Raw genomic sequence first — 20,199 nt, 5'->3', positions numbered from 1 at the left:
CGGCGTACCTTACGTATATTGATCGCGTAGCCCGAGTCGTGCCTCACATACTTTGATCGCATACTCTTACGCTGAACCGGTATGAACAAGGGTGTGGTGTCAGTGCCGACACGAATCGAAGTCACCAAACAACTCAAACAGGCCTATAAGACCGCGAGCAGGTCCGAGAAATCGAAGATTCTGGATCAGTTCTGCGCAACCACCGGTCTGTCTCGGGTGTCAGCCAGGCGTTATCTCACCAGACCGCATTTGGGCGTGAAGAATGTCTCCCAGCTCGATCGTCGCCGTCACCGCCCAACGACGTACTCTGCAGCATCGAAACGGGTGCTGGTGTGGCTGTGGAAGGTCATGATGTACCCGTGCGGGAAATATATGCACGAGATGATCCCCGCGTGGATCCCCCAGCTCGAAGCCCATGGTGAGCTCCGCAATGGTAAGCACGACTACAGTCCCGAGGTGCGTGCCGAGCTCTTACGCATGTCCGCCGCGACGATCGATCGCTACCTGCAAGAGCACCGGCGAGCACTCGATCTGAAAGGGATCTCGGCCACCCGCTCTGGCGCGCTGCTACGTACCTCGATCACGATCCGGAAAGCGGGCGACGAGGCAGAACACGAGCCGGGATTCATGGAGTGCGACACGGTCGCGCATTGCGGCCCAACACTGAAAGGCGAGTTCGCGAGGACCCTCACCGCGACCTGCGTGCACACCGGGTGGACGCACCTGGAAGTGTTGCGGAACAACGCGCGCGTGCACATGATCACAGCTCTCGAGCGTCTCGAGGCTGCGTTACCGTTCGCGATTGCCGGGTTGGACTGCGATAACGGGAGCGAGTTCATCAACGACAAAGTCGTTGAATGGGCCCGCGGCCGAAAGATCTTCTTCACGAGGTCTCGGCCATACAAGAAGAACGATCAAGCGGTCGTGGAATCAAAGAACAACCACATCGTCCGTAAGTACGGCTTCTACTACCGTTACGACACCACCGACGAACGAGAAGTCCTCGAACGGCTTTGGCATGTCGTGATGCTGAAGATGAACTTCTTCACGCCCACGAAGAAACCAGTGGGGTGGGAAGCTGATGGGCAAGGGCGTAGGCGGCGAGTGTATGACGCTCCCCGGACCCCGTATGAGCGGTTACTCGAGTCCGGCATACTTTCCCTGCAGCAAACGCGAGAGCTAGAAAAGACGTATGCGAAGCTCAACCCGGTCGAGCTGAGCCGTGACATTGTCAGGTATCAGGGCATGCTCATGACCAAAGCCGGGTGGAAGACCGAGGTCCTGACGGCCGAGGTCGAAGAATCGAAGAGACGACGGCGCGGGCGACAGTCGGGCGGGGTGAAACTCCGCTCGGCTTGAACGCGGGGTTACGCGATCAATCTATGTGAGGCACAAGATGAACTACGCGATCATCTTGACATGAGGCACTACGGAGTTAGAGTCACAGTGACAAGTGTCCCGCTTGTCACAAGTGGTGACGCAATCAGCTGGAGAAGAATCCATGAAACGCACTGCGGGTGTTCAGGTGTTTGCACGGCTCGGCCCCTTGACACTGATTCTTGGCGCGCTCCTTCCGCTCTCTGCCTGCTCAGCGTCCTCGTCAGAGACGGGTCCTACGTCGCTCCCCTCGGCATCATCGTCGACGCAGGAGTCGACGGTACAGGGTGAGATCACCGTTTACGCAGCCGCATCTCTCACTGCGGCCTTCAACGTGCTCACAACAGAGTTCATGGAGTCTCACCCGGGTGTCACCTTCACACCCACCGTTTTCGACGGTTCTTCGACGCTCGCAACTCAGATTGTCGCGGGCGCACCGGCAGATATTTTCGCCTCAGCTGACGAGCGCACCATGAGCACGGTGGCTGATGCGGGACTCGTGGCTCATGGGCCATCGCTGTTTGCCACGAATGAACTCGTGATTGCCGTTGCGCCCGAGAACCCGCTCGGTATCGACTCACTTGCCGATCTTTCGGACACTGAGAGTGGCGCTCCACTTGTGGTGTTGTGCGCCGCGGAAGTCCCGTGCGGCAACGCATCTCGGTCACTTCTTCGTCGCGCAAATGTGTCGGTCACTCCAGTCAGTGAAGAACAGTCAGTCAGTGCGGTACTCTCCAAGGTACGAAACCTCGAGGCCGACGCTGGCCTGGTATACCGAACTGATGTTCTGAGTGCTGCGGGAGAAGTCGAGGGCATCACTATTGCAGGCGCGGAGAATAACCTGAATCACTACCAGATCGGCGTGGTGCAAGGCGCAGCGTCTTCCGAGGCTGCGCTCGCATTCACTGCATTCGTGCTATCTGCCGACGGCAAACGAATCCTCGCCGAATTTGGCTTCGGCACGCCGTGAACACTGGGCAGACGCGCTTCCCAGTATTTTTGTGGATCCCCGCGACTATCGCACTTGCAGTGCTTGTCTTGCCACTCCTGGCCATTTTGTTGCGCATCAACTGGGCTGAGGTTCCGCGCTCTCTCCAGGCTCCGGAAGCGCTTTCTGCTTTGCAACTCTCCCTCACCACCGCGGCCTGCGCCACGATGCTGTGCATCGTTCTTGGGGTGCCCTTAGCTCTGCTATTGGTTCGACTGAGCGGGCTTCCCGCGGCCGTGCTCCGGGCGCTCGTCATGCTGCCCCTGGTGCTCCCCCCCGCTCGTAGGTGGTATGGCACTGCTGCTCCTGCTCGGCCGCAACGGAGTACTGGGTGACGCGCTCGCCGTGCTCGGGCTGCGAATCCCATTCACCACCGCGGCCGTAGTGATTGCACAAACATTTGTTGCTTTGCCGTTCCTCGTCATTTCCGTCGAGGGGCCCTCCGGAGTGCCGATACCGGGTTCGAGCGTGTCGCCGAGAGCCTTGGCGCCAGCCCGTTCATGGTGTTGCGAAAAGTTACCCTTCCACTCATTGCACCAGCACTCATCGCCGGAACCGTATTGAGTTTCACCCGCGCACTCGGCGAGTTCGGAGCAACAGCCCTGTTCGCTGGAAACGCCGCCGGAACAACACAGACAATCCCCCTCGCGATCTACACCGCGTTTAATGGCTCAGGCGTCGGGCAAGACACCGCCCTGGCACTTGCACTTCTGCTCATTGTGCTCGCTATCGCGGCTCTGGTGTTCCTGCGCAGCAGAAGGATGCCGGTGACGCAGTGAGTGCGATTGATCGAGATATGAACCCTGGAGATTCCTTCCAGGCAGAGATCACGCTTTCTCGCGGTTCCTTTTCGCTCTCGGCAGCGCTCGAAGCACCACCAGGCAAGACCGTGGGCATCATCGGCCCCAACGGCGCCGGTAAGTCGAGCCTGCTCAAAGCTATCGCAGGGGACATCACAATCCGCAGTGGATCGGTGCGTATCGGAGAGCGAATCCTTTCACAGGCTGGTGAGCGAATACGCAGCCAGCATCTCCCCCGCGCGCAGCGAAAACTCGGGTACCTTGACCAGCGCGCCCGCTTGTTTCCCCACCTCTCGGCTCAGGAAAACATCGCTTTCGGGCCTCGAGCCGCTGGAGTCTCCCGCCGACACGCGTTTGCGTTGGCAGACCAATGGCTCGAGCGCGTGGGGCTCCCTGGGAGAGGGGCAGCCCGCGCGCATGAACTTTCCGGTGGTCAGCAACAACGAGTGGCCATCGCCCGCACACTTGCTGCGAAACCTGCAGCGGTGCTGCTTGATGAGCCGTTTGCAGCGCTCGACGCGAGTACCGCGGGCAGCATTCGTGGTCTGATTGCCGCCGAACTCTCCAGGCTTCAGATTCCAGCGCTCCTCGTGACTCACAACGCTGTTGACCTGCTGGAGCTTGCCCAAGAAGTCTGTGTGCTTGAGCACGGTCGTATCACTCAGCAGGGTCCGGTTCACGAGATCCTCAGCACGCCACGCACCGATTTCGCGGCCAGGTTTTCAGGTCGCGTGCTCATTCGCGGATCCGCATCGGCGCGAGGAACACTTCAGCTGGCACGGGCGCCGCTACCAGAACTCCGAGGTGTCGGAGACCTTCCCTGCCCGTCAGGCGATGCCGTCGCCTCGTTTGACCCGAGAGATGTGCGCGTATCGCCGCAGGGCGACAGGCAAGCTGAGGGCAGCATTCAATCGTGGACAGATGATGTCGGAGAGCTCACAGTCACTGGCTCAGGGGTGCGCGTCACAGGCAGAAACTGGACGGGGTCGGTCGCCGAGGTTCCGCTTTCTCGCGCGCACACCTTTGGGTTGAGTCCAGGCCAGACGCTCATTTTTGAGCTTCCTCCCCACGCTGTCAGTTTCGCACCCGGCACGGAAGCCCGATAACACGAGACCCGGGTCACGCGCAGGCTGACTTTCCAGCAGTCCGCGCGATTCTAGCCTGTTAGGGTGGACGCACTAAGGGAGGGTCCATGCATGTCTCGGAAGACTCACCACACGAGTGGATCCCAGCCTCTCCCGAGAAGGTACTGGATCCTGCTCAATCAGTGACGCACGCGAAATCGACTATTCGCCAGCTCAAAGGGCAAGCTCCCGCGGTGTCGACACGTATTCAGCGCCTGCCGGCACTGGGCTTACGTGATACGCGGAACCGGCCACTGCGCGATCTGCGGATCTCGGTCACAGACCGGTGCAATTTTCGCTGCGTGTACTGCATGCCTAAAGAAATTTTCGGGCGCGACTACCAGTTTCTCGAACGCAGAGAACTGCTGACCTTTGAAGAAATCACTCGGCTCGCCAGTGTCGCCGCACAGCTCGGAGTCGAGAAGATCCGCTTAACAGGTGGGGAGCCACTGTTGAGACGAGGTATTGAGACACTGATCGAGATGCTCTCAGCACTGCGCACGCCGAGCGGACGCCCTCTGGATTTGGCCCTCACCACGAATGGTTCGGCGTTACCCGTAAAGGCTGCGGCGTTGCGTGCAGCTGGGCTCAATCGAGTCACCGTATCGCTCGATTCCTTGAACGACGCTAAGTTTCAACAGATGAACGATGTCCGCTTCCCCGTATCGCGCGTGCTTGCTGGCATCGATGCGGCGCAGCAAGCCGGATTACACCCGGTTAAGGTCAATGCGGTCATCAAGCGAAGTGTGAATGATGATGAGATTCTGACACTCGCCCGGCACTTTCGAGGGAGCGGGCACATCCTCCGATTTATCGAATATATGGACGTTGGTTCGACGAACGGCTGGGTACTTGATGATGTGGTTCCCTCCGCCGAGGTAATCGCGCGTATCCACGCGGTGTATCCCCTGGAGCCGTTCCCTGCCACCAGCGAAGGTGAGACCGCGAAACGCTGGAGGTACCAGGACGGTGCTGGCGAGATCGGCGTGATCTCAAGTGTGACAGAGGCGTTTTGCGGTAACTGCACGCGTGCACGCGTTTCTGCCGAAGGTCAGCTCTTTACCTGCTTATTCGCCACTGAGGGGGTGAATCTTCGAGACCTCATGCGCACCGACCCTGAGGGTCAAGACGGCGATAGCGCCCTGACCCAAGCACTCGCAAAAACTTGGAACCGTCGTGACGATCATTACTCAGACCAACGGGCTCAGAACGCTCACCCTCACTCGGGTGAGCACAAACCAGACGCGTCGGGATCCACAGTGAAGGAAGGTGAGACCGCTCAGATTTCCGGTAGGCGCCGAATCGAGATGTCGTATATCGGGGGGTGAACTCGCGAACAGAACCAGCTAAACACCCACCCACTCTGAGAGTCCATCTGAAAATTCCTGCCGTTTCCAAATGGGAACTTCGTGCTTAATACGGTCGACGAGTTGTTCGACCGCCGCGAAAGCCTCGCCGCGATGCGCGGATGCCGCCGCGGCAATGAGCGCCACCTCTCCGACTTTCAATTGGCCGATCCGATGCACCGCCGCAAGCGAGAGCCCCGTGCGCTGCTCCTCCGCTCCGACACATTCCGCAAGAAATCGCTCGGCATCAGGGTGTGCGTGGTATTCGAGTGCGAGCACTCCCCGGTCGTCATCGTGGTTTCTCACCACGCCATGAAACACCACGAGGGCACCGCAGTCGGGAGACATCACGCTTGTATGCAGTGAAAACTCTGAAATGGGCTGATCGGTGATGCGAGCGAAACTCATCGTTTTTCGTCCTTGGTGAGGTACTGATTATTGGTGGAGGGTGCGCTTCGGGCTGAGGGTTCGGAGCCGGACTGCAGCAGGTCTGGGGCATGGGCCGCGAAGGCGCGAATCCCACCCGCGAGGAACCACGCTTCAGTTCCACCTCGTTCCCGCAGAATCTGAGCCGCGCGTATCGATCGAGGACCGTTCTCGCAGTAGAGGATCACCGGTTCCTGGAGCGAAAACTCCGACGCTTCAAGATCGGTAAGTGTCAGTGATTCTGACGAAATGATGTGTCTCAGCGATCGCTCTACATCGGTACGTACATCGAGAAGCCGGGTCTTGGCACCCGACCGTAATCGTGCGGCGAGATCAGTCGCCTCGATGCTGGGGGGAAGCTCGGCTGGTCCCGCGCAGAAAACCTCATAGTCGACGAGTTCAAGCACTGGTTGCCGATCGGGGTGACGCTGAAACGGCAACTCCGACATCCGCGCACTCAATGCGTCATAGATCAACACGCGCCCGAGGAGAGGATCACCCAACCCGGTAATCAACTTCAGGGCTTCGGTGGCAAGCAAAGAACCGATCGTGCCGCACAGGCTCGGCAGAACACCCCCCTCGCCACAGTTCAGCACGTCTCCGGGCGCTGGTGGCACCGGAAACAGGTCACGGTATCCGGGGCCGTGCGGCTGCCACGCAACGCTCACTTGACCGAAGGTTTGAAAAATTGCGCCCCATACGAGGGGAAGGGCGAGCAGCTCGGAGGCATCGCTCACCAGGTACCGGGTGGGGAAATTATCGCTGCCGTCGATGACCAGGTCGTAGTCGCGAAAGAGGCGGAGTGCATTTTCCGAATTCAACCTGAGCTGGTGTGTCTGCAACCGTACGCCAGGATTCAATGCGTGCACCGCGTCAGCAAACGACGCGGTTTTTGCCCGGCCTACATCTTTCGTTCCGTGCAGAACCTGGCGGTGCAGATTCGACAGTTCGACCACATCGTTATCGACCACTCCGATGGTTCCTACCCCTGCGCCAGCAAGGTAAGGCACGCAGGCACTCCCCAGTCCGCCCGCACCGATCACGAGTACGCGCGCATTCGCCAATCGTCGTTGTGCGATTTCACCGAAGCCCGGCAAGATCATTTGGCGCTGCGCACGAGCGGCCTGGTCGTCGGTGAGCTCTGCACTGGGCTCTACCAACGACCCGGGGTGGTGGGGCCGGACATCACTCATGTGATTGATTCTAGGGTCGTTCGGTGCGAAGGGGCCTGCGACCAAAAGTTCTCCCGAAGTCCGGCTAACATGACAGCTATGACCGACTTCACCGTTCGATATTTTGCCGCTGCGGCCGAGGTCGCTGGAGTCGACGCCGAACAGTGGGATTCCGAATTCGTGTCGTCTCTCGCATCGCTCCGAGTTGCTCTGTGTGAGCGGCATGGCGATCAGATGACGCGCATCGTGCGTTCCGGAACTTTCCTCGTCAATGGTGTTTCCAGGGAAGAGACTGAGCTTGAGAATGGGTTCGTGGTCGACGTCCTTCCCCCCTTCGCGGGCGGCTAAGGATGGCACGAAGTGTCGCCGAGCACCTGGTCGAAGTCCGCGCGCTGCTCGCGCCAGTTGTTGCTCGAATCGAGCAGGATCCGCCCGAATTTGTGCGCATCTCCGACCCTGACCTGCTAGATCGGGTGACCGCCAACGCCCTCTCTTCCTCGTTCCCACTTCCTCCCTTTGACAATTCGCAAATGGACGGGTACGCGGTGCGGCTGGAAGACATCATCGGCGCACATATCGAGCAACCGATCTCGCTTCCCCTGGGCGTCGCGACCGCAGCGGGCGATCCGCCCCTTCGTCACCAACCCGGAACCGCCTCGCCCGTGATGACCGGAGCGGCGATCCCTGAGGGCGCCGACACTGTTATTCCCGTTGAGCACTGCCAGCCCGCATCGTTTCCGCCCCTTGTGCGAGCGAATGATGGAAACCCATCTGGTGAGATCCACATCGTCAAGACCCCACCCATTGGGCAGTTCGTTCGGCGACAGGGTGAGGATCTCCCATCGAACAGTGAACTGGTCGGGGCTGGGGTGCGCCTGACCCCCGCTCTCATCGGTTCACTCGCTTCAGCGGGGATCGTCAAAATTCCCGTGCGCAGAAGGCTTCGTGTGTTGCTGTGCGCGACCGGCGACGAACTTTCACGCGCAGGAGAGACGCTGTCACGCGGCCGCATCCACGATGCGAACACGCCGATGTTGGCAGCGGCGCTTCGTGCGACCGGTGCTGAAGTACGCACGGCACGTTTAGGCGACCACAAAGAAGACCTGTACGCGCTCCTCGATCACGAGGCCGCCGGGGTAGATCTGCTGGTCACCTCGGGTGGGATTAGTGCTGGGGCGTTTGAGGTCGTGCGAGAGGCCTTCAACCCGCTGGGTGCTCAATTCGTCGGGGTAGCCATGCAACCCGGAGGCCCACAGGGCCTCGGCACTGTCGCACCGCCTTCGGGTGGTCCCACAGTAGTCGCACTGTGTTTTCCGGGAAACCCGGTGAGTTCATTCTTGTCAGCTGAGCTGTTTTTGTTGCCGACGCTGCGCCGTCTCGCAGGCAGAGCGCCTGACAGAACCCGTGTGCTCCGAACGCTCGCCGAAGATGTGCACTCACCCGAGCACAAGCTGCAGTTACGCCGTGGTCGGGTCCTCGCTGATGGCACCGTTACCGTGTCGCCCCCGGGCTCACACCTACTCAGCGATCTTGCCGGGGCTGACCTGATTGCCGAAATTCCCGACGGGGTCGCGTTCGCACCCGCGGGTTCTCAAGTGAATACCTGGAGCATTCATGAATGACAACTTGCCCCCTTCCGAACTCACCCACATACGTGCAGACGGAAGCGCGCACATGGTCGACGTGACCGACAAACCAATCACGCGCCGTTCCGCACGGGCGCAGGCCGTCCTCGAGACCCAGCCAGAGGTGATCCAGCTCTTGGTCACCGGCGCGCTACCCTAGGGCGAGTCGCTCGGTACGGCTCGGATCGCGGGCATCATGGGCGCAAAACGCACGGCTGAACTCATTCCGCTGTGCCATCCGCTCCCCCTCACAAAGCTTTCTATCGATTTTGAGCCCGAGCATGATCGAGTGCGCGTGATAGCTTCGGTCACCACACAGGGCGTCACAGGTGTGGAGATGGAGGCACTTACCGCCGCCAGCATCGCCGCGCTGACTCTCTATGACATGATCAAGGCAGTCGACCGACATGCCCGCATCACTGATATTCAGGTGCTCGCGAAGTCTGGCGGGAAGAGCGGCGACTGGGAGCTTTCGTGAGTTCCTCCGAGCCTCGCAGCGGCGCAGTGATTGTTGCGTCAACCTCGGCCGCCGCGGGTGTGGCTCTCGACACCACCGGCCCGGTGATTGCGCGGTGGCTGAACGATTACGGGTACCACACAGGCACTCCACATGTCGTGGCTGATGGGACTGAAGTGGGACAGGCGCTGAAGGCGGCGCTCGTCGGCACCCCCAGTGTGATCATTACCACGGGCGGTACCGGAGTTTCACCCGACGACACGACGCCCGAAGAGACGGTTGTTCTGCTCGACATCCAGATTCCCGGCATCATCGAGGAAATCCGGCGTCGCGGTGTCGGCGTCACCCCGATCGCGATCCTGACACGTGGAGTTGCGGGCTTCGCTGGCAACACATTGATCGTCAATCTCCCCGGTTCGCCAGGCGGTGTCGACGACGGGCTCGCTGTTCTTGCACCCGTATTGGATCACCTCGTTCAGCAACGCACAGGCCGAAAGGGCCACTCGGGTCGGGCAAATCATTCATAGCTGACCACGCTCAAATTCTGCATCGATTAGAATCGAATCAGACACGACGAGAGGAGTGGGCAGTGACGCTCGGCACGACCCCCACCTCGCCCGCCTCTCGGACTCAGCGCTCGCGAGACGATCTGCGCGTATGGGCATTTCTCGGTGCACTCGCCGCAGCCTGGGGCGTGATATTCGCGGCGAATGAAGTGCTGTGGCCATGGCTGCTGGGCGATGTGTTGCGCGTGGATCTGGTCTCGACGCTCGGCGCCGCGGTCGAGTTTTTCCTATACGACACCGTCAAGATCTCGCTCCTGCTGCTCGGCCTGCTGTTTCTCGTGGGCCTCGTCAACACGCAGATTTCACCCGAAAAGGTGCGCGGAGTGCTCGCTGGCAAGGGGCTAATCGTAGGAATTCTACTCGCGGTGGTGCTCGGTGCGATCACTCCGTTCTGTTCCTGCAGCTCGATCCCGATCTTCATCGGCCTTGTCGCCGCCGGCGTGCCGCTCTCGGTAACGCTCGCCTTCCTCGTCTCGTCACCACTCATCAGCGAGACCGGCATCATTTTGATGGGCGGTACCTTCGGGTGGGATATTGCGGCAGGGTGGGCGCTCGCTGGTGCCCTGGTTTCGATCGCGGTCGGGCTTGTGCTCTCGCGTTTCAAGCTCGAGAAGTGGATCGAGCCATTCGTATTCACTAGCCGCACCGCGCAGCTCGCGACAGCTGGCACGAGACCCTCTATGCGCGACCGGGTCTCGGCCTCGTGGGACGAAACCCGCGACATGCTGAAGAAGATCCTCCCGTTCCTCCTGCTCGGGGTGCTGATCGGGGCCGCGATCCACGGCTGGGTACCTGACGAGTTCTTCGCGACCGTCGCGGGGCCAGATAATCCCTTCTCGCTCCTCATTGCCACATTCGCCGGTGCCCCGCTCTACGCGAACCCGGCCGCCGTCGTGCCGCTCGCCTCCGCGCTCTACGCGAAGGGGGTCGCCCTCGGCACCACAATGGCATTCATGATGAGCCTCGTCGCCCTCTCTATCCCGTCGCTCATCATGCTGCGCCGGGTGATGAAGTTGCCGCTCCTCGCAATCTTCACCGGGGTCGTGCTCGCCGCGATCTACCTGATCGGTTTCATCTTTAACCTGATCCCCCTAGCCCGCTAGAAGGCCAGTTTGGCTTCTCAGCGTATGGCTGGCTGATCCTCATCGAAAGGTATGCACATGGAAATCAAGATTCTCGGGCCCGGGTGCCGAAACTGCGCCACCCTCGAAAAGCGCACCAAGGAGGCCCTCACCGAGTTGGGGCAGGATGCTACGGTGTCGAAGGTGACCGACTACGCCGAGATCGCCGCCTACGGGGTGATGCAGACTCCCGCGCTGGTGATTGACGAGCAGGTGGTGGTTTCGGGCAAGGTGCCCCTGACTCGCGCGATCCGCGAGCTCATCGTCGTGGCCAAGTAGCTTTCGCGGCGTCCCGACCCAGGTAACTCACCCGTACGTCTACCCTTGAGTCATGGAGCGCACATGACGAAGCCCGACTCGCCAAACGTCCACGGCACGCCAGACAGTCTCGGCGAGCGAGGCAAACCAGACAAGGGTGTCTCGGGCGAACTCGCCAACGACCGGCAGACACCACCGGCACCCGCGGCAACACTCTGGGCGCGCATCGCTGACACCACGACCGCGCTGAGCCGACGGCTCGGCCCCAACGGCATGCTGCTCATCATTCTGGGCATCGGCCTGGCCGTATTCTTCGCCCTGAGCGTGGCCGCGGCGGAGGTCTACGACGCGGTCACCGACGAAGACGGTGTGGCGGGCCTCGACCGGCCGATGCTCGACCTCGCGATTTCGCTCCGATCACCCGGGGCCGATGCCGCCCTCACCTGGTACACGAACATCGCCGGCACCTTCGGCATGCCACTGATCGCCGTCGCTGCGATCCTCATTTTCTCACTGCGTCGCAGGTCATGGACACCCGCGATCCTCATCGTCGCCGCGGGCTCAGGATCGCTGCTCATGACCGTGGCGGGCAAGCTCATCTTCGGCCGCGACCGCCCCCCGCTTACCGACGCCGTGCCCCCCTACGAACACTCGGCGTCGTTCCCGAGCGGCCACACGCTCAACGCCGTCGCGATCATCGGCATCATCGCGTATCTCGTAGTTCTGCGCCAGAAACGCCGATGGGCCCGGGTGATCACGCTGAGCGTCGCCACTCTGTTCGTGATCACCACGGGCCTCACCCGGGTATTTCTCGGCCACCACTGGTTCACCGATGTGCTATTCGCGTGGATCCTGGGCCTCGCCTGGCTCGTGGCGGTTATCACCGCCCACCAGTTGTACCTCGCGGTGCGCGCCCGGCGCGAACAGCCAGACTGACCTACGCCGAGGCGCCGACCAGCGCACCTGCGCGCACGGCCTCAAGCGCGCGGGTCCACACGACGAGCTGATCCAGCATCGGAGCGACGGACTCAGCCTGCAGTTCAGTCGGTGCGAAGGTGGAGAAGTTCTCGAAGTCGGTGAAGAGCGAGAACATGCCGGTCTTCTGCACGTGCGCAATCTGCAGCTCGGAGAGGATGCCGCGCAGGTGCTCAACCGCGCGCACACCGAAGGCCGAGCCGTAGCCGACGATTCCGGCGGCCTTATTCGCCCACTCGGCGTTCAGGTATGACAGCGCGTTGGAGAGCGCAGGGACCACGGTGTGGTTGTACTCGCCGGCGATAAACACAAAACCATCAAACTCGGCGATCTTCGCCGACCAAGCCTTGGTGTGGTCGTTGCTGTACTGCTGGTATGCAGCCGGCATGGCCTCATCGAGCAACGGCAGATTGAAGTCGGCGATGTCGACCAGCTCGTAATCTGCGTCACCGCGCTGCTGCGCCTGAGCCAACACCCACTCGGCAACGCCGACGTTGTTGCGGCCGGGACGGGTCGAACCGGTGATGATCGCGATCTTGGTCATGTAGTGCTCCTCGAATGTTCTGTGACAAGTGGCGGCGGATCCGGCCTCCCGAAATCCCCCGCGCGCATGTGGCGCTATCGAGTACAACAACTTGACGATTCAACTATTCCCAGGAGTGTAAAGGTATTTTTAGCCGGCGAGCAGCGCCAGGGTCTCCGCCGCGCGGTGTGAGAAGCCCCACTCGTTGTCGTACCAGGCCGAGACCTTGACCTGCCGACCCAAGACCCGCACGAGCCCAGAATCAAAGATGGAGGACGCGGGGTCGCCCACTATGTCGGACGAGACCAGCGGCGCCTCTGAGTACACGAGCACCCTGGCGAGTTCACCGGCGGCTGCCTCGCGGTAGGCAGCAAGTACCTGCTCGACGGTCACCTCGCGGCTCACCAGTGCGGTGAGCTCGACGATCGAGCCGACGGGCACAGGCACGCGAAGCGCATCGCCGGCGAGTCTCCCCTCGAGCTCGGGCAGAACCAGGCCTATGGCTTTGGCTGCGCCGGTCGAGGTGGGCACAATGTTCAGCGCGGCGGCTCGTGCCCGGCGCAGATCGCGGTGCGGTCCGTCCACCAAGTTCTGATCCTGCGTGTAGGCGTGCACGGTCGACACGAACCCCTGTTCGATCACTGCCAGATCGTGCAGCACCTTCGCGAGCGGGGCAAGCGCATTCGTGGTGCACGACGCGGTCGAGACGATCCGGTGCGCGACCGGATCGTAGCTGCCCCAATTCACTCCCCTCACCAGCGTGGCATCCGCGCCCGAGGCGGGCGCGCTCACGAGTACCCGCTCGGCACCGGCATCGAGGTGCGCCCGGGCAGCTTCTGCCTTCGCGAAACGACCGGTCGATTCAAGCACCGTTCCCACCTGCAGCGCGGCCCAGGGCAGGAGAGATGGGTCTGGCTGTGTGAAGAGGCGGATCCGCCGCTCCCCCACCACCAGCTCCTCGCCATCCGCACCGCGTTCGACACGCGCGGCCTGGGGCGCCCGACCGTAGACCGAGTCAAAATTGAAGAGTTGCGCGAGGGTTTCGCCATCGGTGAGGTCATTAATGGCGACCAGGTCAAGTTCGCTCTCCTCCTCGAGGAGCACGCGCAGCACGCTACGACCGACCCGACCAAAGCCGTTGATTGCAATTCGCTTGTTCATTGTGAGTTCACCCTCCGCAAACGAGTTCGGCACGAGCCATCCCGAGCCTTCGACAACAGTCTCGCCTTTAAGCGAAGCTTCTCACGATCACGTGACAACTGCGTGACAAGTGTGTGACATTTACGGAACGTGCGGCCGGGGCGTCGGGTTCCCTAGGATGAGAACTGACGCGTCCAAGGCACACGACCTCCAGGAGTTCCATGCTCGAGAGCCCCGAGGCCCATCGCTTCGAGATCACCGATCCATCGACGGGTGCACCCACACCGGAACGCTTCCGCGACTGGTTGTTGCACCATGTGAAGTACACGGTCGGCACCGACCCCGATCATGCTTCCATTTTTGATTGGCGCACGGCCCTGTCGCACACGATCCGCGACTTCGCCCTCACCCCCTGGTTCGCAGCAACCCGGCGCACCTGGGCCGAGGATCGCAAGCGCGTCTACTACCTCTCGATGGAGTTCCTCATCGGGCGGTTGCTGGAGGACACGGCGATCAACCTCGGCCTGCGCGATGTCGCCGCTGAAGCTCTCGCAGAGCTCGGCCAGAGCTTCGACATCATCGCCGAAGACGAGCCGGATGCCGCCCTTGGCAATGGTGGCCTCGGCAGGCTCGCCGCCTGCTACCTCGAATCCATGTCCACGCTCGGCTGCCCCGCATACGGTTATGGCATTCGTTACGAGCACGGTCTGTTTACCCAGCGCTTTGAGCACGGGCAACAGGTCGAGTCACCCGAAGACTGGCTCACAACCGAAAACCCATGGAACTTCACGCGACCCGAGTCAGCGTATGACATCGGTTTCCGCGGCGAGGTGAGCGTGGAAGAGGGTCGCAGCGTCTGGCGCCCCCGCATGCAGGTGGTCGCGGCTGCACACGACACCCCGATTGTTGGATACGGAGGAAAGTGGGCGAACACTCTGCGTCTCTGGGCCGCGCTTCCCGACGCAAGGCTCTTCGATCTCGATCGTTTTAACGCGGGTGACTTCACCGCCGCCGCCGAACCCGAGGCCTGGGCCCGCACGATCAGCCGCGTGCTGTACCCCAACGACACGACCGATCGCGGCAAGGAGCTTCGCCTCGCGCAGGAGTATTTCCTTACCTCCGCCTCAGTGCAAGACATTCTGCGCCGCCACCTGAAGTCGCACGAAGACCTCAGCACGCTGCCCCAGCACGTCGCCATCCAAATGAACGACACTCACCCGGCGATCGCTGGGCCCGAGCTGATCCGGCTGCTCGTCGACAATCACGACTTTGGCTTCGATGCGGCGGCCACTCTCGCGACCAAGGTGCTCGGCTACACCAACCACACCCTGCTGCCCGAGGCGCTCGAGCAGTGGTCCGTCGGGCTCATGCGCAAGGTGTTGCCCAGGCATCTGCAGATCATCGAACAGCTCGACACGCAACTCGTCGAGCTGCACGGCGAGCTCTCCGCAGACGTGCGGCTGATCCACCATGATCACGTCAAGATGGGCAATCTGGCGTTCGTGACGAGTCACAAAGTCAACGGCGTGTCGGCCCTGCACACCGAGCTGGTGAAACAAGACCTCTTTCCCGAGCTCGACCGGGCATTCCCCGAACGCATCGTCAACATTACGAACGGCGTCACACCCAGGCGGTGGATCAAACTCGCCAATCCTCCGCTGGCAAGGCTCATCACCGCAGCGGTCGGTGAGGGGTGGGAGACCGACCTTGAGCGTCTCCACGCTCTGGAGGATTTCGCCGACGATGCGGGGTTCCGCGACGCGTTCGGAACCACGAAGCGTGCGGCCAAAGAGCGGCTGATCACCTGGCTGGGCGAAGAACATGGCATCAGCGCGCCGGTCGATGCCCTCTTCGACGTTCACGTCAAGCGGCAGCACGAATACAAGCGCCAACTCCTCAATATCTTCTGGACCATCGCCCAGTGGCAGCGCATCAAACAGAATCCGGGCGGCGACTGGGTGCCGCGCGTGAAGGTGTTCGGCGGCAAGGCTGCACCGAGTTACCACACCGCGAAAGAGATCATCCGACTCATCAACGATGTCGGGGAGGTCATCAATCACGACCCCGACACCCGCGATCACCTCCGACTCGTGTACCCGCCCAACTACAACGTGTCGATGGCGCAGAAGCTCATTCCCGCGGCGGATTTGTCGGAGCAGATTTCGACCGCCGGCATGGAGGCCTCGGGCACCGGCAACATGAAGTTCGCCCTGAACGGTGCCCTCACCATCGGCACGCTGGATGGCGCGAACGTCGAGATCCGCGAACGGGTAGGGGCCGAGAACTTCTTCCTCTTCGGCCTCACTGCCGAAGAGGTCGCCACCCGCCGCGCAGAACCAGATCACGCGCGCACGGCGATCGAACAGAGCCCAGCGATGCTCGGGGTGCTGCAGGCCATCGCCGAGGGAACGTTCAGCCCGGGCGATCCGCACCGATACGGCGCGATAGTGGATCAGATGTGGAACAGCGACTGGTTCCTCGTCGCGTCCGACTTCGACACCTACGATGCCGCGCAGGCCGAGGTCGACCGCACCTACGTCGACGCCGAGACGTGGCAACGCAAGGCGATCCTCAACATCGCCCGGATGGGGTATTTCAGTTCCGATCGGTCGATCCGCGAGTATATGGATCAAATATGGGATATCACCCCAGCCCTGCCGGATCCTGCCCGGTAGCAGACACGCGTCGACGTGTCAGTTGAAGAGGAGGGAAACTCGCGCGATGCGCGTCACCCGACGAGCCTGGATTGTGCTTGGATAGCGGTAAAGGCTTCGTGAAGGAGGCTCGTTTGGCAGTTGAAGGCGCGACACCATCGGTGCTGAGCGCCGGAGAAGCCATACAGCTCTCGCACGGTCTGCACCCGGATCCCTTTTCCGCGCTCGGCCCGACCAGCGACGGTCGCCATGTCGTCGCGCACCTGCCCGGTGCCGAGTGCGTCTGGGTGGTGAATGACACCGACGAGGCCCCGTTGCAGCGTCACCCGGTCAGCGAGGCCCTCTTTGTCGGCGCGATTCTGCCGCACTACCGACTTCGCATCCGGTGGCACAGCGGGTTCGTCGAAGAGCGGGAGGATCCGTACCGGTTCGGCCCGGTGATCGGCAGTATCGACGAGTACCTCATTGGTGAGGGCACGCATCGCCGCCTGTGGGAGGCGCTCGGCGCCCACCCCATCACTCACGAGTTGGTTGACGGGGTGCACTTCGCCGTCTGGGCGCCGAACGCACAGCGGGTGTCCGTCGTCGGCGACTTCAACAGCTGGAACCCCACCGCTCACCCCATGCGCGCGCGGGGAGCCACAGGGGTCTGGGAGATCTTCCTCCCGGGCCTTACCGAGGGCACCGTCTACAAATACGACATTCTGGGTGCCAGCGGCGAGCGCCTCCCACCCAAAGCCGATCCGGTCGGTTTCGGCAGCGAGCATCCTCCGGCGACCGCCTCGGTGGTGCGCCGTCTCGGCCAGCACGTGTGGCAAGACCAGGCCTGGGTTCAACACCGCAGCCAAACCAACGCGGCCGAGTCACCCATGAGCGTCTACGAGGTGCACCTCGGATCTTGGCGGCACGCGGCCGGCGGCGAGCGCCACCTGTCGTACCGGGAGCTGGCCGTCGAGTTGGTCGAGTACGCGGCCGATTTGGGCTTCACCCACATCGAGGTGATGCCCATCAGCGAGCATCCGTTCGACGGTTCGTGGGGCTACCAGCCGATCGGCCTGTTCGCCCCGACGATCCGTTACGGAACCCCGGAGGAGTTCGCGGCGTTCGTCGACGCCGCACACGCCCTCGGCCTCGGCGTCATCGCCGATTGGGTTCCCGGACACTTCCCCACCGACCAACACGGGCTTGGCCACTTCGACGGCACGGCCCTGTACGAACACCTCGACCCCCGCGAGGGTTTCCACCCCGACTGGAACACCCTGATCTTCAACTATGGGCGCCCGGAGGTGCTGAACTACCTGGTCTCTAACGCGCTGTATTGGCTTGAGGAATACCACCTCGACGGGCTGCGCGTCGATGCCGTCGCCTCGATGATCTACCGCGACTACTCGCGTGAGGCTGGCAGCTGGATCCCCAATCGCGACGGGGGTCGCGAGAACTACGAAGCCATCGCGCTTCTTCGCGAGACCAACGCCGTGGCCGCCGAGGAATACCCGGGCACCGCGATCATCGCCGAGGAGTCCACCGCGTTCCCGGGCGTGACCCGGCCGGTCGACCAGGGCGGGCTCGGCTTCGACTACAAGTGGAACCTCGGGTGGATGAACGATTCGCTGCGATACTTCGGCAAGGATCCGATCTACCGCAAGCATCACCACAACGAGCTGACCTTCGGGATCACCTACGCGTTCTCGGAAAAATTCATGCTGCCCATCAGCCACGACGAGGTCGTGCACGGCAAGGGTTCGATGTATGGGCGCATGCCGGGCACTCACGCCGACAAACTCGGCAACCTGCGGGCCTTCTACGGATACATGTGGGGCTATCCCGGGAAGAAGCTGCTCTTCATGGGCCAGGAGTTTGGGCAGCCGAGCGAGTGGAACCACAACGCCGAACTCGACTGGGGCGTGCTTCAGGATCCCGGTCATCTCGGCGTGCAATCTGTCGTGCGCGACCTCAACCGGTTGTACCGCGAGCAACCCGCGCTACACAGGGGCGACAGCCGCGGCAACAGATTCCAATGGCTGCTGGTTGACGCGGTCGACGACCAGGTCTTCGCCTGGGTGCGCCGCGGCGATCCCGGTGACCCCCACGTGGTCGTCGTGCTGAACCTCACCCCTGTCGCGCGCACCGGCTACCGGGTCGGCTTCCCGATGCCCGGCCGCTGGCGTGAGGCGCTCAACACCGACTCGGCACTCTACGGCGGTGGCGACCGCGGCAACACCGGCGCCATCGAGACCGAGCCGGTTCCCGCCGGTACCGAGGCGCAGTCGGCCATGCTTACACTCCCCCCGCTCTCGGCAATCTACTTTGTGGAGGATCTGACATGATGCACCCACCTCGTTCCGCACCGCCAGCCGCCCCCGGCGAGCGCTTAGCTGGTCAGGCCATGGCTTTTGTACTGGCCGGCGGCCGCGGGAGCCGGCTCGAAGAGTTGACCGACCGACGCGCGAAACCCGCGGTGCACTTCGGCGGCAAATCCCGCATCATCGACTTTCCCCTCTCGAACGCGCTCAACTCCGGGGTGCGCAAGATGGCGGTCGCGACCCAGTACAAGGCACACTCACTGATTCGCCATATGCAACGCGGCTGGGGGTTCTTTCGCGCCGAGCGCAACGAGTACCTCGACATCCTTCCGGCCAGCCAACGGGTGAACGAGGGCAAGTGGTACCTGGGCACCGCCGACGCGGTGACGCAGAACATCGACATCGTCGACGACTACCAGGTGAAGTACGTCATCGTGCTGGCCGGCGATCACGTCTACAAGATGGACTACGAAATCATGCTGCGTCAGCACGTCGAGACGGGTGCCGATGTCACCGTCGGGTGCCTCACCGTGCCGCGGGAGGAGGCCTCGGCGTTTGGTGTGATGCACGTAAACGAGACCGGCCGCATCGTCGACTTCCTCGAGAAGCCGGCCGATCCACCCGCCATGCCCGGCGACCCAGACAACTCGCTCGCGTCGATGGGCATCTACGTCTTCGACTGGGCATTCCTGCGCGATCTACTGCTCGCCGATGCCGAAGACCCAGATTCCCGGCACGACTTCGGCCACGACATCATTCCGGCGCTCGTGCGGGGTGGCAGCGCCTACGCGCACAAGTTCGCCGATTCGTGCGTCATGAGCGGGCTCGAGACTGAGCCGTACTGGCGCGATGTCGGCACGGTTGATTCCTTCTGGCAGGCCAACATCGACCTCACCGAGTTCGTGCCCCCGCTCGACCTGTACGACAACGCCTGGCCCATCTGGACCTATGCCGAGCTCACGCCTCCGGCGAAGTTCATTCACGATGACGATGGTCGGCGTGGGCAGGCCATTCAGTCGCTCATCTCCGGCGACTGCATCATCAGTGGATCCGACGTGCGCAACTCGCTGCTCTTCACGGGCGGGCGGATCCACTCCTACTCCTCGCTCGACTACGTCGTGTCGCTGCCCTACGTCGAGGTCGCTCGGAACGCCCAGCTCACCAAGTGCGTACTCGACCGCGGGGTCCGCATACCCGAAGGGCTCATCGTCGGCGAAGATCCCGCAGAGGATGCGCGGTGGTTCCGACGCACGGAGGGTGGGGTGGTGCTCATCACCCAGCCGATGCTCGATCGACGCGCCGCCGCCCTGGAATAGGCGGAGCCTCGCCCGAGACGACACTCCC

Annotated in this window: 18 protein-coding genes and 1 pseudogene; 15 read left to right on the top strand and 4 right to left on the bottom strand. The window is 62.2% G+C overall.

Features of this window, described 5'->3' with window-relative positions:
• Positions 1 to 81 precede the first annotated feature (81 nt).
• The 5 genes from ACR0R4_RS12165 (at position 82) to moaA (ending at position 5,617) form a co-directional block, all read left to right on the top strand.
• Positions 82 to 1,359 (top strand): integrase catalytic domain-containing protein, encoded by a 1,278-nt coding sequence (locus ACR0R4_RS12165; protein WP_433645643.1) that lies wholly within the window; start codon positions 82 to 84, stop codon positions 1,357 to 1,359.
• A 142-nt stretch (positions 1,360 to 1,501) separates the two neighbouring features.
• Positions 1,502 to 2,347, top strand: a complete 846-nt coding sequence (modA, locus tag ACR0R4_RS12160; RefSeq protein WP_433647697.1) for a molybdate ABC transporter substrate-binding protein — start codon at positions 1,502 to 1,504, stop codon at positions 2,345 to 2,347.
• 383 nt (positions 2,348 to 2,730) lie between these two features.
• Positions 2,731 to 3,144: a molybdate ABC transporter permease subunit gene (locus ACR0R4_RS12155; RefSeq protein WP_433647700.1), complete on the top strand. Its 414-nt coding sequence runs from the start codon at positions 2,731 to 2,733 to the stop codon at positions 3,142 to 3,144.
• The gene (locus ACR0R4_RS12150) at positions 3,141 to 4,271 is read left to right on the top strand and encodes a sulfate/molybdate ABC transporter ATP-binding protein (protein WP_433647696.1); all 1,131 of its coding nucleotides are present in this window, start codon (positions 3,141 to 3,143) and stop codon (positions 4,269 to 4,271) included. Before ACR0R4_RS12155 ends, ACR0R4_RS12150 begins: the two co-directional genes overlap by 4 nt.
• A gap of 161 nt (positions 4,272 to 4,432) precedes the next feature.
• Complete coding sequence (gene moaA / locus ACR0R4_RS12145) at positions 4,433 to 5,617, top strand: GTP 3',8-cyclase MoaA (RefSeq protein WP_433647699.1); 1,185 nt, start codon at positions 4,433 to 4,435, stop codon at positions 5,615 to 5,617.
• A gap of 18 nt (positions 5,618 to 5,635) precedes the next feature.
• On the opposite strand, the gene ACR0R4_RS12140 is transcribed toward moaA, so the two are convergent.
• Together ACR0R4_RS12140 and ACR0R4_RS12135 are read right to left on the bottom strand one after the other, a co-directional pair.
• Positions 5,636 to 6,043 (bottom strand): molybdenum cofactor biosynthesis protein MoaE, encoded by a 408-nt coding sequence (locus ACR0R4_RS12140; protein WP_433647695.1) that lies wholly within the window; start codon positions 6,041 to 6,043, stop codon positions 5,636 to 5,638.
• The gene (locus ACR0R4_RS12135) at positions 6,040 to 7,254 is read right to left on the bottom strand and encodes a ThiF family adenylyltransferase (protein ID WP_433647694.1); all 1,215 of its coding nucleotides are present in this window, start codon (positions 7,252 to 7,254) and stop codon (positions 6,040 to 6,042) included. The genes ACR0R4_RS12140 and ACR0R4_RS12135 overlap by 4 nt, the downstream gene beginning before the upstream one ends.
• A gap of 78 nt (positions 7,255 to 7,332) precedes the next feature.
• On the opposite strand from ACR0R4_RS12135, the gene ACR0R4_RS12130 reads away from it, so the two are divergent.
• From ACR0R4_RS12130 to ACR0R4_RS12100, 7 genes and pseudogenes are all read left to right on the top strand, one after another.
• The gene (locus ACR0R4_RS12130) at positions 7,333 to 7,581 is read left to right on the top strand and encodes a MoaD/ThiS family protein (protein WP_433647693.1); all 249 of its coding nucleotides are present in this window, start codon (positions 7,333 to 7,335) and stop codon (positions 7,579 to 7,581) included.
• 2 nt (positions 7,582 to 7,583) lie between these two features.
• Complete coding sequence (locus ACR0R4_RS12125; RefSeq protein ID WP_433647692.1) at positions 7,584 to 8,855, top strand: molybdopterin molybdotransferase MoeA; 1,272 nt, start codon at positions 7,584 to 7,586, stop codon at positions 8,853 to 8,855.
• Positions 8,848 to 9,336 (top strand): annotated as a pseudogene (moaC, locus tag ACR0R4_RS12120) (cyclic pyranopterin monophosphate synthase MoaC). The gene ACR0R4_RS12125 and the pseudogene moaC overlap by 8 nt, the downstream one beginning before the upstream one ends.
• Positions 9,333 to 9,842 (top strand): MogA/MoaB family molybdenum cofactor biosynthesis protein, encoded by a 510-nt coding sequence (locus ACR0R4_RS12115; RefSeq protein ID WP_433647691.1) that lies wholly within the window; start codon positions 9,333 to 9,335, stop codon positions 9,840 to 9,842. The pseudogene moaC and the gene ACR0R4_RS12115 overlap by 4 nt, the downstream one beginning before the upstream one ends.
• Positions 9,843 to 9,904: 62 nt before the next feature.
• Positions 9,905 to 10,984 (top strand): permease, encoded by a 1,080-nt coding sequence (locus ACR0R4_RS12110; protein ID WP_433647690.1) that lies wholly within the window; start codon positions 9,905 to 9,907, stop codon positions 10,982 to 10,984.
• A 57-nt stretch (positions 10,985 to 11,041) separates the two neighbouring features.
• Positions 11,042 to 11,281, top strand: a complete 240-nt coding sequence (locus tag ACR0R4_RS12105; protein WP_433647689.1) for a thioredoxin family protein — start codon at positions 11,042 to 11,044, stop codon at positions 11,279 to 11,281.
• Between the two features lie 63 nt (positions 11,282 to 11,344).
• The gene (locus ACR0R4_RS12100) at positions 11,345 to 12,196 is read left to right on the top strand and encodes a phosphatase PAP2 family protein (RefSeq protein WP_433647688.1); all 852 of its coding nucleotides are present in this window, start codon (positions 11,345 to 11,347) and stop codon (positions 12,194 to 12,196) included.
• A gap of 1 nt (position 12,197) precedes the next feature.
• Here the strand turns inward: ACR0R4_RS12100 and ACR0R4_RS12095 are convergent, their stop codons facing one another.
• Positions 12,198 to 12,779 carry an NADPH-dependent FMN reductase gene (locus ACR0R4_RS12095; RefSeq protein ID WP_433647687.1) on the bottom strand — a complete coding sequence of 194 codons (582 nt, stop codon included), beginning with the start codon at positions 12,777 to 12,779 and terminating at the stop codon, positions 12,198 to 12,200.
• Between the two features lie 129 nt (positions 12,780 to 12,908).
• Positions 12,909 to 13,919 (bottom strand): type I glyceraldehyde-3-phosphate dehydrogenase, encoded by a 1,011-nt coding sequence (gene gap / locus ACR0R4_RS12090; protein ID WP_433647686.1) that lies wholly within the window; start codon positions 13,917 to 13,919, stop codon positions 12,909 to 12,911.
• Between the two features lie 200 nt (positions 13,920 to 14,119).
• Here gap and ACR0R4_RS12085 point away from each other — a divergent pair, with 200 nt between their 5' ends.
• From ACR0R4_RS12085 to glgC, 3 genes are all read left to right on the top strand, one after another.
• Positions 14,120 to 16,573 (top strand): glycogen/starch/alpha-glucan phosphorylase, encoded by a 2,454-nt coding sequence (locus ACR0R4_RS12085; protein ID WP_433647685.1) that lies wholly within the window; start codon positions 14,120 to 14,122, stop codon positions 16,571 to 16,573.
• Positions 16,574 to 16,686: 113 nt separating this feature from the next.
• Positions 16,687 to 18,879 (top strand): 1,4-alpha-glucan branching protein GlgB, encoded by a 2,193-nt coding sequence (gene glgB, locus ACR0R4_RS12080; protein ID WP_433647684.1) that lies wholly within the window; start codon positions 16,687 to 16,689, stop codon positions 18,877 to 18,879.
• A complete protein-coding gene (glgC, locus tag ACR0R4_RS12075; protein WP_433647683.1) occupies positions 18,876 to 20,171 on the top strand; it encodes a glucose-1-phosphate adenylyltransferase in 1,296 nt (431 codons plus the stop codon). The genes glgB and glgC overlap by 4 nt, the downstream gene beginning before the upstream one ends.
• The last annotated feature ends 28 nt before the right edge of the window (positions 20,172 to 20,199 follow it).

Source organism: Leucobacter fengyongliangi (genome assembly GCF_050971685.1).
GTDB lineage: Bacteria > Actinomycetota > Actinomycetes > Actinomycetales > Microbacteriaceae > Leucobacter.
Note: the sequence above shows the minus strand (reverse complement) of the source record. Positions and strands in the feature narration are given on the sequence as shown.